Raw genomic sequence first — 16,251 nt, forward strand, 5'->3', positions numbered from 1 at the left:
TGGTATATCCTTGATACTACCTTGTACGATTTAGCGGAAAATCAAGGCCAATTTTGGTATGTAAACCAAATGTAAAAGGCTATGAATATAGATCGAGTTGAATTCCTCGCTTGGATGGATCGTATCATGAAGCGATTTGATATACTCGCAGGGGATCTTGAAATCCGCGACAAAAAGAGATTGAGTATCGACGGTGATGAACTGCTCGATAATCAAGACGTGCTTCAAATGCTAAAGATCACTTACCGATGTCTTCAGCGTTACCGTACAATCGGCAGAATAAAGTTTTTCACTATCAGTGGTAAAATTTATTACAAGAGTTCTGATGTGCAACAGTTTATTAGAGACAGTTATCACGGCGGAAAATATAGGCAAAAATAGGTTTCTAACGGAATAGATATAATACTGTAACGATTCCCATTCTACTTTCGATAAACTTAAAACTTTTTTATTATGAACGAACAAACAATCACTGACGAAAAGGTAGCCAAAGCGTTAGAGCCGCTGTCCGATATCCTATTGGTTCTTGACAAAGTTAAGAACAGGATCGAAGCTGTAAAAGGAGTTGATAAGGATGGGAAACTGGAAACAGGAGAGCCCAAACAGAAGAATTTGTTGGATTTTATTCGCGTAGACAAAAGCGATATTTTCAGCAATTTCTTTTCTAATTTCTGGCGAAAACTCAACGATCCTACAGGATACAAGTTCTTTAAAATTGCCGACATCGATATGGAGGCGATAGCGAAGAAATTACAATCTGCTCTCGATAATCCAACACCGGAAGGAAATAAATTGCTGGACGCATTGGAAGTGAAACATGACAATAAACAAAAAAAACAAGATATGGAAACGAAACAAGAAGTTAATCAAGGGAAAACCAAAGATGATGCAAAAAATGTGAATCGTTATAATGCAGATGAAATTGACTGGAATACAGCTCATAAATTTGGCTTGAACAGGGAGCTGTTAGAGAAAAATGGACAATTGGACAAATTGCTAAAAGGATACAAATCAGATACAATATTTAAGATTGAAGGAAATTTTGAAGGGCTCGCATTAAAAGGCGATGCTCGTCTTTCTTTAAGACAAGTCGATAATAAGATTGTTATTTTGACGCATGGTATACGACATAAAGCTCCTTTGGAAAATCCTTTTTATGGCCATAGATTTACAAGAGAGGATAAGGAGAACCTGATAAAAACTGGAAATATGGGACGGGTGGCTGAACTGACGAATACACAGGGTATTACAGTAAAGTCATTGATCAGTTTGGATAAATATACAAAGGAGCCGGTATCATATCCGCTTGAATGGATTAAAATCAATGATAAATTTGGTGGCGTAAAGTTAAGTAAGGAACAAAAGCAGGAACTCATGGAAGGAAAGCCCGTGCTCGTTGATGGTATGGTAAATACAAAAACAGAGGAACTGTTCAGCCAAACGTTGCAGTTCAGCGCTGATGACAGAAAAATTGTATTTGCCGGCAATAAAGAAACCCTGAATATTGAACAACAGCTTACAAGGGTAATTCCACCTGTCTTTAGAGACCGACAGCTTAGCGAAAAAGAACAGGATCAGCTAAAAGAGGGTAAAGCTATTTATCTGGAAGATCTTGTCAATAAGGATCAAAATAGAATATATTCAGGTTATGCCTTCTACAATGAACAAAAAGGAAAGGTTGACTTCTCCTTCCAAAAACCTCATTTGGAAAATCAGCTGGAGCAAGTCCTGGGTGATACAAATCAAGAGAAGAAACAGCGACAATCTCCGGTGCAAAAAGATGATTCAAAACAGGCCGCACGTAATACTGCAAAGACTGATGCGCAAGAAAGAAAGACCCCTACAAGACGACCGAAACTTCACTAAAGTAAGCCATTATGAAAGCAATCTTAGCAGAAAAGCCCTCTGTAGCACATGAACTAGCCCGAATTGTAGGAGCAACTGAAAGAAAAGATGGATATTTTTTGGGGGGTGATTTTATGGTCACATGGGCTTATGGACATCTTGTAGGACTGGCGATGCCTGCGGACTATGGAATAAAGGGGTTCAATAGGGAATCCCTTCCCATCATACCAGAAAATTTTATGCTTACCTGTAGAAAAGTAAAGGCTGGTAATGGTTATGTTTACGATGAAGGTTCAAAACGGCAATTAGAAATAATTGGCGAAGTTTTCGAAAAGTGCGACAGTATTATTGTTGCTACCGATGCGGGTAGGGAGGGTGAAGTAATTTTCCGATACATATATGAATATTTAGGCTGCGGTAAATCATTTGAGAGGCTTTGGATCAGTAGTTTAACCGAGAAAGCAATCATAAGCGGATTAAACAATTTGAAGCCTGGTGCTGATTTTGATGGTCTCTATTATGCCGGACGCGAGCGGTCACAGTCTGACTGGATGATCGGGATCAATGCCACGCAAGCCCTGACGATCAGTTTAGGGGATGGTTTATATTCTTTAGGGCGTGTTCAGACACCTACTTTATCGCTTATCTGTAAAAGATATATAGATCATAAATCGTTTGAAGTAAAAAGCTATTTCCAGATTGAGCTGGAACATCAAAAAGAGGGGACTATTTTCAAGAGTTTATCGGTTGATAAATGGGAAGAACGAACTAAAGTAGAATCTGCAATAAGATCTATTGGGCGTGCTGGAACTGTACTTGTTGTGGATGTTGAAAAGAAATCCGGTTCATTGCAGGCACCATTACTTTTTGATTTGACAGGCTTACAAAAAGAGGCCAATAGGAAACTGGGTTTTTCCGCAGAAAAAACGTTGGAAATAGCGCAGATCTTGTATGAAAAGAAATTGATAAGTTACCCCCGTACGGGATCAAAGTACATTCCAGAGGACGTTTGGAGCGAAATTCCAAATCTGATTGTCGCTTTAGGGGCTTCCAATGCTTTTAAAGAAAAGGTCGAAGAGGTTAAATGGGAGAGATATAACAAACATATCGTCAATGACGTGAAGGTAACTGACCATCATGGAATTTTAATAACCGAGAATATTCCTAGCATTTTGAACGCGCACGAAAATGCATTGTATGATTTAATAGCCTGCCGACTTCTTGAAGCTATTTCACCAGCCTGCCACAGGGAAACTACTTCGGCAATATTAGAAATACTCCATTATAATTTTGTAATTAAAGCAATAAAGATTACGTCCCCAGGCTGGAAGTCGATCAATGGGATTTTTAATGAAGAAGAGGACAATGCTATTTATGACCTGCCAGATTTACAGAAGGGCGATCTCTTGCAGTTAAGCACTGCGACGCTTCTTTCCAAGAAAACAAAGCCACCCGCATTATATACTGAAGCAGAACTTTTATCAGCAATGGAAAATGCCGGTAATAGCATTACGGATATTGAGGAGAGAAAAGCACTTAAAACCATTGGGATAGGTACACCTGCTACCCGTGCTTCGGTTATTGAAACGCTTTTCGACAGGGATTATATCCGTCGGGAGAAGAAGTCGATCATTCCTACTGAGAAGGGCCTTCTTGTTTATCAGATAGTAGAAGATAAAAAGATAGCAGATGTTTCTATGACGGCGCAATGGGAACTTTCATTCGAAAAGATACAGAATAATGAAATGTCTGCTAAGGAATTTCATGCTGAACTTGAGAAGCTAACCCAAGAGGTTACCAAGGAGCTCCTGACCGAGAAAATTGCGGAGACGGGTCCTCAAGATCTTTACTGCCCTAAATGTAGTAGTAAAGCCTGTTTGCGTGAAAAGGTAATCAAATGCTGTAGTGATGAATGCGGATGGATACTTTTTCGAAAGGTGTGCGGAATACAATTAACATATAAAATTGTAGAAGCTTTGCTTACCAAGAAAAGAACACCATTGATCCGCAAGATGGTCGGTCACAGTGGAAAGCCATTTGATGCCTATATTGTGTTATCAGAGGATGGTACTACTTCTTTTGAATTTGAGCAGAAAAAGAAACGAAAGTTCCGATAATTTTCATGATGTGATTTGGTGTGAAGCCTGAGATCCCCGGTGATTTCAGGCTTCTTTTTTTTTATCTCATTTTTTCAATTAGGAAAATGACGGACTTCTTAGGTTAGAATACCCCCTAAACTGCTTTACGAGGGCTTCTGTGGCTAGGTTTACCTAACAAGTAAACAATTGACACATGAAAAAAGAGCAAAAGGATTTTTCCTACTACCAATTAAAGCTACAGGAACATATAGAAGCGAGTTTTCCTGAAAAATTAGAGGATACGAAATTTATCGCCCAACGGGCGCGGTGGGCAGCTAATGCTTATGATGGAGCTTTCAGGTCAGGCAACCATATTACTAAATGCGATGAAATAGCCGATTACATACTTTATGAGGGGCTTCACTTTTCAAAATTCACTACGCTTTTTGAGGTGCTGACATACGAGTTCAGCGACCTGCTGTTTGATTTTGAATTCAGGGATTTTGCATTAAAAATACTTCCTACCTGCGAAGAGGTTTTTGCAAAGTATGATCTAACCGATGATTTTGCATATTCAAATGATTATGACCTGCTATACATAGAAATGACAGGTTTCATCGCCATATGGATCGAGCAACATGGCATTCAATAAGAGGCAGCACCTCCAGCAGAATATTGATGCTCTGAAAATTGCTTTCAATGTTGAAAATAAAAAACGTAAACCAACATCGGGCGAAGAGCAACAATTGTCATTATATGTGGGATTTGGCGGGCTAAAATGTGTGCTTAATCCAGCCGAATTACCAGAAGACATTGAAAAATGGAATAGCAGTGAAAAGCCATTGTTTGCTCTGACAAAAGAACTCTACGGTTTATTACGTGAACACGCTAAAAATGATATTGAATATAAAAATTGGGTCAGCGGTGTTAAGAGTTCTGTATTAGATGCATTCTATACACCAAAAGAAATAACCGAAGTTATCGTGTCAGTAATAGGAGGGGATGATTTAGGAATCAATAAAGTACTCGAACCCTCAGCGGGTGTTGGCGCCTTTATTCATCCTTTTAAAAACAAAACGAACCTTCGTGTTACGGCCTATGAACAAGATCCTTTGACCGGAAAGATTTTGAAACTACTGCATCCAGAGGCAGATGTACGAGTGACTGGTTTTGAAAGTATCGCTGATCAGGAAGAAGGACTTTATGACCTAATTGTAAGTAATATACCCTTTGGGACGAGTTCCGTATTTGATCTTTCCTTTGCGAGAGGTAAGGATGAAGCACGTAAAATTGCAACCAAAAGTGTTCACAACTATTTCTTTTTAAAGGCTACAGATAAGCTTAGGGAGGGCGGTATCCTGGCCTTTATAACCTCACAGGGTATTATGGACAGTCCATCCAATCAGCCCGTCCGCGAGGCACTGATGCGGGAGCACCTGTTAGTCACTGCAATAAGACTTCCTAATAATCTATTTGAAGGGGCAGGAACGGAGGTAGGGAGTGATCTGATCGTTTTGCAAAAGAGCAGCGATAGAGATTCGTTATCACATCGGGCAAAAGATTTTATCCATACAGTATCAGGTGACCAGGGTTCACACTGCAATACCTTGTTTTTTAATCCTAACCATATTGTATCCACCCGATACATTGAGGATACAGATGCATATGGTAAAAAGAGGACAATCTATCTGCATGATGGCGGAACAGAAGGGATCGCCAGTGATCTCAAAGAAAAGCTTGCAGCCGATTTCAGCACCTTTTTTAATTTCAAACTATACAATGGTTTTGCTGTTAAAATGGATTCAGATTCGCAACAAAAGGATATTTTGCAAACTCCCTTGGGAGGAGATTCTACTTCTAAAAGTAAAAATACACGGAATAATGATGAGCAACCTGTTCAACTAAGTTTATTTTCTGACCAACAAATTGATAGTTTTACGCAACGTTCGTTTTCAAAAAAAACAGTTCGTAAAACGAAGCAACAAAGTAAAGTACAGCAACTTTCGTTATTCGAACATGCATCTACAAATGATAAGACAAAGACGACAGATTCTGACCAAAGCATCAGAGATAATAATACAAAACGGAGTAAAAAAACTGCTGATCTAAAAGATAATCAATCGAATAGAGCACATGCGCTTTCTCTTTTTTCAGAAATTACTGAACAGGCCGAACTAATGGAGTCAGTTGTGTTTGAAGGAGAAAAAAAAGAATACTATAGGGATAACACTTTGGTGGCTTACAATGGTAATGTTGGATCAATCAAATGGAATTTCCGGAAAGGACAGTACATTTTTCACCCGCTTATACTTGCTGTAAAGCAAAAAAGTAGGATCGAAGATTATATAAAATTTAGGGACTGTTATCATAACTTATATCACTATGAGGTAACTCAGAAAGAAGAAGATACTTTAGGTCGGAGATTGCTCAATATTCAGTATGACGCATTTGTAAAGAAATATGGCAATTTAAATGCTGCGGAGAATATCAAAGTTATTAAAACAGATGCTTCGGGAAATGAAATCCCTTATCTGGAACGTGTTATTGGAGGAATAATACACAAAGCGGACATTTTTGACCATCCCGTTAGTTTTTCAACTGATGATTTAGCAGTCAATAGCGCCAGTGAAGCGTTATCGGCTTCCCTTAATCTTTCTGCTAAAGTTGATCTTGATTTCATGTTTAACATTTCTGGAATTTCAGTTGAAGAGCTGAAAGAGCAGTTGAAAGGAAGGATTTATTTTAATCCGCTCCTGGGATTATACGAAACCTCGCAAACATTTTTATCTGGGAATGTTGTCGAAAAGACAAAGCAGCTTAGCAAATTTTTTTCGGAGCATGTCACAGACCAACAGGGTGAAGAAAGTTTAAAAGCTCTCCAAGAGGTTCGACCTACTTTAATATCATTTGAAGAGCTGGATTTTAATCTTGGTGAACGCTGGATTGACACAGACATTTATAGCAGGTTTGCCAGCCATCTTTTTGAAACGAAAGTCTCAATTCAATATACTGAAAGTTCGGATGACTTTTCAGTGCAATGCAGCGGCAGCAATATAATCATAACAGAAAAGTATGCGGTAAAGTCAGACAGTAGAAATTTTGACGGACTGAATCTCTTACGGCATGCATTAGTCAATACCACACCGGATATTACAAAGAAAGCGTATTTAGCAGACGGTACTGAGGTAAAGGTGCGGGATATGGAAGCTATTCAAGCTGCAAATAGCAAAATTGATGATATTAGAAGGGCTTTTACGGACTGGTTATTCGACCAAAGTGAAGAATTTAAAGATGGACTCACTGAAAAGTATAATGACTTATTTAATTGTCATGTGCGGCCACAATACGACGGTAGCCATCAGGCTTTTCCTGGGCTCAACCGAAGAGCTGTAGGTATTGAAGATCTATATGGTAGTCAGAAAGATGCGGTATGGATGATCAAATGTAATGGTGGCGGGATCTGCGACCACGAGGTTGGTGCTGGAAAGACGTTAATTATGTGTACTGCTGCCCAAGAAATGAAGCGGCTGGGATTGGTTCATAAGCCGATGATTATTGCTTTAAAAGCCAATGTACATGAAATCGCCGAGACTTATCGCAAAGCATATCCCCACGCCAAACTATTATATCCTGGAAAAAAGGATTTTACTCCGCAGAACCGACTGAGAATCTTCGGCGAAATAAAAAATAATGATTGGGACTGTATTATTCTTACGCATGAGCAGTTCAGTATGATTCCCCAATCGTCAGAACTTCAAAAAGAAATTTTGAATATTGAACTGGAAGGAATTGAGCGTAATCTTGAAGTTTTGAGATCGCAGGGTAAAGATGTTTCCGGTGCAATGCTTAAAGGAGTTGAGATCAGGAAAAAAAACCTAAATGTAAAGCTGAAAATCCTGGAAAGCGACATTGAAAACCGAAAAGATGATGTGGTTGACTTTAAAATGATGTGTATTGACCACTTGTTCGTGGACGAGAGCCACCGATTTAAAAACCTGATGTTCAATACCCGGCATGAACGTGTTGCAGGATTGGGAAATGCACAGGGGAGTCAGCGGGCTTTAAATCTACTGTTTGCAATCAGAACCATACAGGAGCGTACGGGGAAAGATCTTGGAGCCACCTTTTTGTCAGGTACCACAATAAGTAATTCTTTAACGGAGCTATATCTGTTGTTCAAATACCTGCGTCCAAAAGCACTGGAAAGACAGGGGATAAACTGTTTCGACGCATGGGCGGCAATTTATGCTCGAAAATCGGTTGATTATGAATTTTCGGTAGCCAATAATATTGTTCAAAAAGAAAGGTTCAGGCATTTCATTAAGGTTCCTGAACTGGCGCAATTTTATTCGGAGATAACAGACTATAGGACAGCTAAGGATATAGGAATTGACCGTCCTGAGAAAAAAGAAAGCTTAGTTCATATCCCCCCAACACCGGATCAGGAAAGATTCATAAAGAAATTAATGGAGTTCGCGGAAACCGGAAAGGCCGAATTGTTGGGAAGAGAGCCACTTTCTCCGACAGAAGAGAAAGCTAAAATGTTGATCGCAACAGATTATGCGCGGAAAATGTCGCTTGATATGCGTATGATCTCCTCTGAGTACGGTGATCACCCCGGTAATAAGGCATCTGTTTGTGCCGCGAACCTTGCCAAATATTATAGAAGATTCGATGCTCAAAAAGGGACACAATTTGTTTTTTCAGACTTGGGAACCTACAAGCCGGATCAGTGGAATATTTACTCGGAAATCAAGGGCAAGCTAATGCATGACTATGATATTCCGGCTCATCAGATCCGCTTTATCCAGGAGGCTAAAACTGGCGACCATCGGAAAGAACTTATTAAAGCTACCAATGAGGGAAAAATACGGATACTCTTTGGTTCAACGGAAATGCTGGGTACGGGTGTTAATGCTCAAAAGCGTGCGGTCGCTGTACATCATCTGGATATTCCTTGGCGGCCTTCTGATCTGGCCCAGCGTGATGGACGTGCCATAAGAAAGGGGAATGAGATTGCCAAGCACTTTGGAAACAATATAGTAGATGTCTTTATTTATGCCGTTGAAAAGTCTTTAGACAGCTACAAATTTAACACACTATATAATAAACAGATTTTTATTGACCAATTGAAGAGTAATAATGTAGGTGTGCGGACTATCGATGAGGGAGCCATGGATGAAAAAACGGGAATGAGCTATTCGGAGTATCAGGCTATTTTGTCAGGTAACACAGATTTGCTGGAGAAAGCTAAATTGCAGAAGCGGATTGCAGCCCTCGAAGGAGAAAAAATGTCATTCATGCGGTCTAAGAGAAGTTCATTATATAAACTTGAAACTATTTCAGAAGATTTGAAGACTGGCAAGTCACTTCTTGAACGTCTAAAAACAGATTGGACTAATTTTAATGAACGTGTTAAAAAAACTGATACTGGAAACATTATAAACGCTATTAGTCTCGATGGCTTGAATGAAAAGGCTACAGTGAAAGAAATCGGTGACCACCTGAATAAGTTATCATTTACTATGAGAACAGGAGGAGATTATAGGGAAATTGGCTCATTATATGGCTTTAGACTTTTGGTGAAAACAGAATTTTCTGAAAAGAAGGATTCTTTAGAAAGAGATAACCGTTTTTTCATCAGTGGTGAAGGTAACTTAAAATACACACATAATAATGGAATTATGGCAAGTGACCCGGAGCGTGCTTCCTTGAATTTTCTAAGCGCTTTGCAGAAGATTCCGGGATTGATAGAAGTGGAGGAAAAGAAGGTTTCTGCATTAACAAAAGATGAGCTGGTACTTCGTGAAATTGTATCTGGAGACTGGAAAAAGGACGGAAGTTTAGAGGAGTTGAGAATTCAGTTAGCTGCGATGGAGCGGAAAATCCTATTATCCCTGGATGCGGGTAAAGAGAACGTTCGACAAGTAGAAGATATTGTAACAAAGAATGAACCTTCAAAAAAAATATCGCATCTTAAACCGTGAGAATATACAATCAGGTGCCGGTAACTCTATAAAAATAGCCCCTTCATATGATGTATGGAGGGGCTGGATTTTAGGCTTTAGAAGCTTCCACAGACGTTTTTCTAAACTCCTTAAAAAGTTTTTCAAGTTCTAGAGATGCTTTGCGAGCTCTTGTTCCTGCAGCTTTGTTTCCTTTTTCGGCTTGTAATTCCGCATCAGTTTTGAATGCTTCTACAGCAACGTTAATTTTTTCGATAAGTTCTTTCATGTTCAAGTAGAATAATTTTTCAGAGCAAAAATAGACTTTTATTAATTTTAAACCAAAAAAACACATGTACTTGCCTTCAAACAGCAAAATTAATCCGGTCGGATCAGATGAGCAAGATCAGGATCATTCTGTATACGTGACATTTCTTTCTCTATAATAACAGTGACATCCTGTTTAATCTGTTTATAATTTTCGTTAATTTCCTGTTCCATATTATCTTCACCAGATTCGGATAGGAAAGAACGTATCTGCGGAATGGGTTGATAATTCTTGGTCTCGTTGGCGACCTTCTCGGTATCTACAACGATCTGGGCATGGAATATCTTTTGTTCTATTTTTTCACCAAAATTGTCAGCTACGGCTCCAACAAACATCCCCTGTGATAAGGTTGAGATCTTTGATGCAGGAATCAGGCTATCGAGCTGTGTGGAGATGGAAGAGCTGGTATCATTTCTGTTGATACTAATGGATTGTCTTTTTTGTACAATTTTCCCGAACCTTTCTGATAATGTTTTTGCAGTGTCGCCAACCACTTGTCCCGCAAAAATATTACCTACTATATTTTGGATTACTTTAGATTCTTTATCGCCATAATCTCGCGTTAACATTGAAAAGTCTTGCAATCCCAAGCATACGGATATTAAATTACTCCTGGCGGAGGCTATCAAGTTGTCCAAGCCTCGAAAATAAATTTGGGGTAGCTCATCGATAATCAGCGAGCACTTTAGCTGCTTTTTTTTATTGATTAGACGAACAATTCTTGAATTATAAAGTCCTAGCGCAGCGGAATATATATTTTGTCTGTCCGGGTTACTACCAACACATAAGATCTTGGGTTCATTTGGATTATTGATGTCAAGTGAAAAATCATTCCCGGTCATTACCCAGTATAATTTTGGAGATATGATTCTTGATAATGGTATTTTTGCGGATGCGATCTGACCCTGTAGCTGGTCTTGTGCTCCACCTTCCCACGCATCCAAAAAAGGGCTTAAGTAGTTCTCAAGTTCTGGATAGCTTGTCAGAATCGTAAATAGATCGGAGTATTTCTTATTTAGAAGTTCAATGGCATGGGGAAACGTACAATAAATACCGTTTTGATATATCTTGAGGAACCAAATAATGGAGGCGAGCAGAATGATGGGTGATTCTACAAAAAAATCTCCCTGTTTCTGAATCCATGTCCTGTTTAAATTTAACATTATCGTATAGGCAGATTCGTACGCATCGGAAATATCACTCAAAAATGAGGGGCTTAAAGGATTACATCGATGACTGCGACGGGGATCATCAAAGTTTAAGACGTAAAACTGTGGTTTAACGTTATACTTATCATAATGTTTCAACAAATGGTTATAAACGATTAATGAAAGATCGTCGAATTTGAAATCGAATACATACATAGAGAATCCTTTCTCAATGTGCTGCTTGATATAATTGTTTATAATAGCATAACTTTTTCCTGATCCTGGAGTACCGGCGACTATTGCAGCACGGAAAGGATTAACAACATTTATCCATCCATCGTTCCATTTTCCTTGATAATAGAATTGTGTAGGTAGATTAATGGAGTATTCATTTTCGATAAGACGGCTTTCCTGCATGAAACTTTCATTTTCGTTGTTGAAAGGGTCGTCCATTAACCTGTTTTTTAGTAGCCTGCTCATCCATAAGCCAGCTACCATCAGCAGGATAAATCCCGCTGAAGTAGTAAGTATATAAAGTGGATTTGAAATTTTAAGGAGCGGAAAATTTAAAAGAAAAAGAACTGAACCGGATATCAGGCATATGTAAATGTTTTTCCATTTAATTTTTTCATTTTTTACACCTTTGGTCCCAAGGCAACTGAGCGCCAATAAGATCAACGCAAATACTTTACTATATAGCGAATTGTCGAACAGGCCGGCTGTCCTTTGAAAGTTCTTTAATATCCTTTCCAGAACCTCAAGTGTCCATCCCTGGTCGTAGAAAAAAGAATAACAGAACCAGTAGAAATTCATAAGTACCAATAGGATACTAACTGCACGCATAAAGGCCATAATTTTGGCTAATCCTCGCAAATCGTCTTCTTGCATAAGTGAAAATTTTCACCATAGATATTATCTCAGCGGATGAAAATTTGGGAAGTTGTTCCAAGCGGTATAAGTTGTCCTGTAATGTCTTATATCAAGGGTAAAAACCAGTTTTTAGAGACACGAAAAATTGGTGTGAAATGTGGGTTTTTAAAATTGGAATATTTTCAGAGAATTTCTATTTTGAGATAAAATTCATATTATTAAAAAGAATTTCGAAAGTAAATATATTATCATGCTGGATACAATCGGACAATATGAAGAACATTTTAATAAGCAGACTTTTAGAATTACATTTAAAACCCGTGATTTCCAGATTGTTTTATTGAAAAAAGATTTAACGAAGGACCAAGAAGAATTTTCCGTTTTATTAGATGGGCTGGTTCAGACTCTTATTAAGCGAGATGGAAAATGGCATTTTGCACATGGCGAAGATAACGATCTGGCAGAAGACATCTGGCGCCAAATAGCTCTTCGTTATAGGTTATGATATCCAAGTTAGCCTAATCGTCTACATTTTTGGGAATTCAATCAATATAAATTATAGGTCATTTATGAAAGTAGATTTGAGGATACCTAAAAAGTTTGTTATATATCCAAAAGGGGCGGTCTTTTCAAATTTTGATAATGAGGTGGATCATAATGTGGCATTTTGGATACAGGGAAAGAATTACTGTGCTGAATGTACGGCCAGTAATTTTCACGGGCTTGTATGGTGGAATGATGAACTGGGATATTGGTGCGTTGAAATATGGCAGGATCGCGTCTATAAAAGTTCATATATGGCAGAGAGATTAGAAGACCTTATTCAAGAAGTGCAGGCCACTTACGGTTTTTTGTAGGCTGTACCATCTTTCTGACGCTTTTGTTGGCGATTATCAGGTGGGACGTTTTTTTCGTTTTTTCTTCATCTGATATTCAAAGGCTTGCTCTTCGGGATCTTCGGCAAATGTGCCAGTGAGTAGTGATTCGAGGAACCCAAAACCATCAATGTTAGAAAGATTTACCATAAAATCAAAAAACGGATGTAAGTGATCAGATGTGGTTGTATTATTAGTTGAATTTGTCTGATTAATAATAATTGGCTGTACTATTTTATTTTGGTTCAGTTTTAAGTCGTGACTAGAAAATAGTTCTTGAAAGACATTCGCTGAGAGTTGCTTTCCTAGTTGGGAACCGTTAAACACATTCCTTGTATTATGGTCTATGAAGGTAATGCCGTAAATTCTTTCTTGCTCATTTCTCCTGATAACAGTATTAATGCCATGCTGGATCAAATAGTCCTTAAAAGTCATTTCGTTGGAATTTAGCTGCATTGCCTGCTGGATTACTTCTATAATGGAAGATTTAGCTGATGCGCTGTTCGCTCTACTTTTATCAAAATGAGCCCTGAGTTCTTGTAGTCCTGCCTGTTTACCAAACAATGAAGATTTAAAGGGATTGCTTACTTTATTCCCATTTTCATTTGTAGCGAAATAAACCAATCCCTCTTTGATTTCCCCTCGATATTCCTTTTTGATGTGCTCAGACGTTATATTAAAAAGCGACAACAATGCGTTGTAACTGCCCAGGCTCTGGAATTGGTAATATTTTGGAAGATGACGAACAATAGATGCGATCTGAGCTTTGATATTTCCTGTGGCAAAATTCACAGGATTTAATGGGATGCTGGACTCAAAGAACTGCTTTTCAGGTGCAGGCGATAGGTTAAACTTTGTTTCGAGTTCTCTACAGATATCCATTGATTTTTTCTTTTCAAATGAATCCGGAATTTTAATACCCTTACAATCAACTGTTGTTGATACAATGTGTATATGCGTACGTTCGATGTCAGTATGCTTGAAGACGACATAAGGTTGTTCGCCATAGCCCAATTTTTGCATGTATTCCTCAGCAATCTTTATATAGTCCTCATCAGAAATACTATCGTTTGGATCTGGATTAAGTGAAATATGAAGCGCTGTTTTTTCGGTGTTTTTATTTGCCAGTAAATAAGGGGCAAAAGAAGTTAAGAGTTGCATTGCCGTATAATTTCCGTCAGCAGTTTCCTTCATATGATGAAGGTGCAAAATCTCGCCATTATTATTGAGAACTTTGCTGTGGTTGTACAGTAAAGCTCCATATATATTAGTTCCTCTTCCGATTTTTGCGACCATTAATTTTCTTTTTTTAGCAGGTACTCTGTTTCAAACTGTTTGGTGAGAATCAGTATTTCCTTACATAAATTGGCTAATTCAAGGGTGTGTTTTTCCAATTTACCAACATATAGTATCGTTTTTTTATCACTGAAGTTTGTATGTAGCACCTTAACAACCTGGTTATAATTTACGCCGATGGCTCTGAATTGTGCGAAGAAATGCGATAATTTTGTTGTGTATTCGTTTGCGCCAGCATCTATTTTAATTGATTTTATGCGTCTCTCAAATAATAATGATACAATAAACTTTGCTTTTGTATCCAGTCCACTCTGCTCGAAAAGTGATAAAAACTTAGTGTTTTCTGCATCTGTCAATCGGAATACATAGCGGTGTATCGCCCTGTTTATTTTTGGATTTCTCCCGCCTTTGTGTTGAGCTTTCATATCTTTTTGCCAAAACATATCTGATTTTAGAATAGCAAACTGGGTTTTTGCTTATTCTTTCCTAAGTCGGCGTTTAATAGCCGAAAAGAAAACTATACCTAATAAAAAAATTAAATAGTACATCCGACTTCGGAGGATGTGCTAAGCTCTCGGCAGGAGCAAGTCGTTTTGGGGCACAAAACGAGTTTTGAGGCACTCAAAACACAACTTGCTCTGTTCACGGGAACAGAAATAAAAAAAATATTACACTGGATGTTAATCCTAAATGGATTAAGTCAATTTCGGAAAAGATAGGTTAGTATGCTCATGGTAGCTAAAATGTCTAGTAAAACTGTTTTCCTTTACAGCAATTGGGGAAGATTGGTAAAACTGCATTTTGGTCAGTAAAGTAATATGTCAATAAGTAGGTAATAAAAGTATTAGGTTTTAAAAACATAAAAGTGTAAAAGCATAAAAGCGGTAAAGTTGGCAAAATGTCTTATGCATCTACGTGTGAATGGTTTTACATTTTCATTTATGGTCATATTTTCTACTTGGTAATAATACAAAAGGTAATAGAACAAATTATGTCTAAGGTTTTGTAAATAACCATTTTAGAAGTTAAAAGGTAAAATATATTTCTGTGTTCCCGCTTTGGGGGTTAAATGGTAAAATGATTAATAATATATAAGCAATGGAAAAAACGAAGAAAACTTTAAAGGTCAGCATTTATACTCAAAAAGGAGGGGTAGGGAAGTCCACAATCACAACTTTGTTGGCAAGTGTCCTGCATTATCGATTAGGTTTTAATGTTATGGTTATGGACTGTGACTTCCCACAGCATAGTCTGAGTAATATGCGAGAAAGAGATAAAGTAAGTATCATGAAAAGTGAATATCACAAGAAGGCAGCTATGAAGCAGTTCCAGACCATTAATAAGAAAGCGTACCCGATTATAAAGAGTAAGGCGGATACAGCTCTGGAAGCAGCTTTAGAGAATATAAGTCAGCTTTCTGTTGAGCCAGATATTGTATTCTTTGATTTACCGGGTACAGCCAATACTAAAGGCGTGTTAACCGCGTTAAAGTCGATGGATTTTATTTTTTCTCCGATTACTGCTGATCGTCTGGTCGTGGAGAGTACACTTTCGTTCAGTAAGGCCTTTCTTCAGCTTCCTCCCTCAGATGATGAGAACGAAGGGCTAGCCCTCTGGCTGTTTTGGAACCAGGTTGACGGTCGTGAAAAGACTGGTCTCTACAATGCATACCAAGAGGTGATCGAGGAGCTTGGTCTACTTATGATGAAAACAGGTATTCGGGATAGTAAGCGGTTTAGAAAAGAGACGGATGATACGATTAATTACGTTTTTCGATCCAGTCTGCTACCAGCTGAATTGCAGCTATTGAAGGTTACTCGCTTTGACCTGTTTATAACGGAGTTTCTAAAGATCATTCACTTATAA

General features: G+C 38.3%; 12 protein-coding genes. 8 read left to right on the top strand and 4 right to left on the bottom strand.

Annotated elements, in window-relative coordinates; translation table 11 throughout:
* The first annotated feature begins 81 nt into the window (after positions 1-81).
* The 5 genes from BW951_RS14720 (at position 82) to BW951_RS14740 (ending at position 9,910) form a co-directional block, all read left to right on the top strand.
* Positions 82-381, top strand: a complete 300-nt coding sequence (locus tag BW951_RS14720) for a helix-turn-helix domain-containing protein (RefSeq protein ID WP_076350974.1) — start codon at positions 82-84, stop codon at positions 379-381.
* Positions 382-453: 72 nt separating this feature from the next.
* A complete protein-coding gene (locus BW951_RS14725) occupies positions 454-1,866 on the top strand; it encodes a DUF3945 domain-containing protein (protein WP_076394195.1) in 1,413 nt (470 codons plus the stop codon).
* 11 nt (positions 1,867-1,877) lie between these two features.
* Positions 1,878-3,962 carry a type IA DNA topoisomerase gene (locus BW951_RS14730; RefSeq protein ID WP_076394197.1) on the top strand — a complete coding sequence of 695 codons (2,085 nt, stop codon included), beginning with the start codon at positions 1,878-1,880 and terminating at the stop codon, positions 3,960-3,962.
* A 175-nt stretch (positions 3,963-4,137) separates the two neighbouring features.
* Positions 4,138-4,575, top strand: a complete 438-nt coding sequence (locus BW951_RS14735; protein ID WP_076394199.1) for a DUF1896 family protein — start codon at positions 4,138-4,140, stop codon at positions 4,573-4,575.
* Complete coding sequence (locus tag BW951_RS14740; RefSeq protein ID WP_076394201.1) at positions 4,562-9,910, top strand: N-6 DNA methylase; 5,349 nt, start codon at positions 4,562-4,564, stop codon at positions 9,908-9,910. The genes BW951_RS14735 and BW951_RS14740 overlap by 14 nt, the downstream gene beginning before the upstream one ends.
* Positions 9,911-9,980: 70 nt before the next feature.
* Here BW951_RS14740 and BW951_RS14745 read toward each other — a convergent pair whose 3' ends face one another.
* Both BW951_RS14745 and mobC read right to left on the bottom strand, forming a co-directional pair.
* Positions 9,981-10,157 (bottom strand): histone H1, encoded by a 177-nt coding sequence (locus tag BW951_RS14745; RefSeq protein ID WP_076394203.1) that lies wholly within the window; start codon positions 10,155-10,157, stop codon positions 9,981-9,983.
* Between the two features lie 89 nt (positions 10,158-10,246).
* Positions 10,247-12,232 (bottom strand): conjugal transfer protein MobC, encoded by a 1,986-nt coding sequence (gene mobC, locus BW951_RS14750; RefSeq protein ID WP_076394205.1) that lies wholly within the window; start codon positions 12,230-12,232, stop codon positions 10,247-10,249.
* 232 nt (positions 12,233-12,464) lie between these two features.
* Between mobC and BW951_RS14755 the strand changes: the two genes are divergently transcribed.
* Both BW951_RS14755 and BW951_RS14760 read left to right on the top strand, forming a co-directional pair.
* Positions 12,465-12,719 carry a hypothetical protein gene (locus tag BW951_RS14755; protein ID WP_076394207.1) on the top strand — a complete coding sequence of 85 codons (255 nt, stop codon included), beginning with the start codon at positions 12,465-12,467 and terminating at the stop codon, positions 12,717-12,719.
* A gap of 64 nt (positions 12,720-12,783) precedes the next feature.
* Positions 12,784-13,071, top strand: a complete 288-nt coding sequence (locus BW951_RS14760) for a hypothetical protein (protein ID WP_076394209.1) — start codon at positions 12,784-12,786, stop codon at positions 13,069-13,071.
* A 36-nt stretch (positions 13,072-13,107) separates the two neighbouring features.
* On the opposite strand, the gene mobB is transcribed toward BW951_RS14760, so the two are convergent.
* Together mobB and mobA are read right to left on the bottom strand one after the other, a co-directional pair.
* On the bottom strand, positions 13,108-14,385 hold the full coding sequence (gene mobB, locus BW951_RS14765; protein WP_076394211.1) for a conjugal transfer protein MobB: 1,278 nt from the start codon (positions 14,383-14,385) through the stop codon (positions 13,108-13,110).
* Positions 14,385-14,810 carry a conjugal transfer protein MobA gene (gene mobA, locus BW951_RS14770; RefSeq protein WP_084196455.1) on the bottom strand — a complete coding sequence of 142 codons (426 nt, stop codon included), beginning with the start codon at positions 14,808-14,810 and terminating at the stop codon, positions 14,385-14,387. Before mobA ends, mobB begins: the two co-directional genes overlap by 1 nt.
* 673 nt (positions 14,811-15,483) lie before the next feature.
* On the opposite strand from mobA, the gene BW951_RS14775 reads away from it, so the two are divergent.
* Positions 15,484-16,251: a ParA family protein gene (locus tag BW951_RS14775; RefSeq protein WP_076394224.1), complete on the top strand. Its 768-nt coding sequence runs from the start codon at positions 15,484-15,486 to the stop codon at positions 16,249-16,251.

Source organism: Chryseobacterium gambrini (assembly GCF_900156825.1).
In the GTDB taxonomy this organism is placed as follows: domain Bacteria; phylum Bacteroidota; class Bacteroidia; order Flavobacteriales; family Weeksellaceae; genus Chryseobacterium; species Chryseobacterium gambrini.

Coding starts and splice junctions, on each gene's coding strand:
- BW951_RS14720 (WP_076350974.1), top strand. CDS start 82: ATGAATATAGATCGAGTTGAATTCCTCGCTTGGATGGATCGTATCATG.
- BW951_RS14725 (WP_076394195.1), top strand. CDS start 454: ATGAACGAACAAACAATCACTGACGAAAAGGTAGCCAAAGCGTTAGAG.
- BW951_RS14730 (WP_076394197.1), top strand. CDS start 1,878: ATGAAAGCAATCTTAGCAGAAAAGCCCTCTGTAGCACATGAACTAGCC.
- BW951_RS14735 (WP_076394199.1), top strand. CDS start 4,138: ATGAAAAAAGAGCAAAAGGATTTTTCCTACTACCAATTAAAGCTACAG.
- BW951_RS14740 (WP_076394201.1), top strand. CDS start 4,562: ATGGCATTCAATAAGAGGCAGCACCTCCAGCAGAATATTGATGCTCTG.
- BW951_RS14745 (WP_076394203.1), bottom strand. CDS start 10,157: ATGAAAGAACTTATCGAAAAAATTAACGTTGCTGTAGAAGCATTCAAA.
- mobC (WP_076394205.1), bottom strand. CDS start 12,232: ATGCAAGAAGACGATTTGCGAGGATTAGCCAAAATTATGGCCTTTATG.
- BW951_RS14755 (WP_076394207.1), top strand. CDS start 12,465: ATGCTGGATACAATCGGACAATATGAAGAACATTTTAATAAGCAGACT.
- BW951_RS14760 (WP_076394209.1), top strand. CDS start 12,784: ATGAAAGTAGATTTGAGGATACCTAAAAAGTTTGTTATATATCCAAAA.
- mobB (WP_076394211.1), bottom strand. CDS start 14,385: ATGGTCGCAAAAATCGGAAGAGGAACTAATATATATGGAGCTTTACTG.
- mobA (WP_084196455.1), bottom strand. CDS start 14,810: ATGAAAGCTCAACACAAAGGCGGGAGAAATCCAAAAATAAACAGGGCG.
- BW951_RS14775 (WP_076394224.1), top strand. CDS start 15,484: ATGGAAAAAACGAAGAAAACTTTAAAGGTCAGCATTTATACTCAAAAA.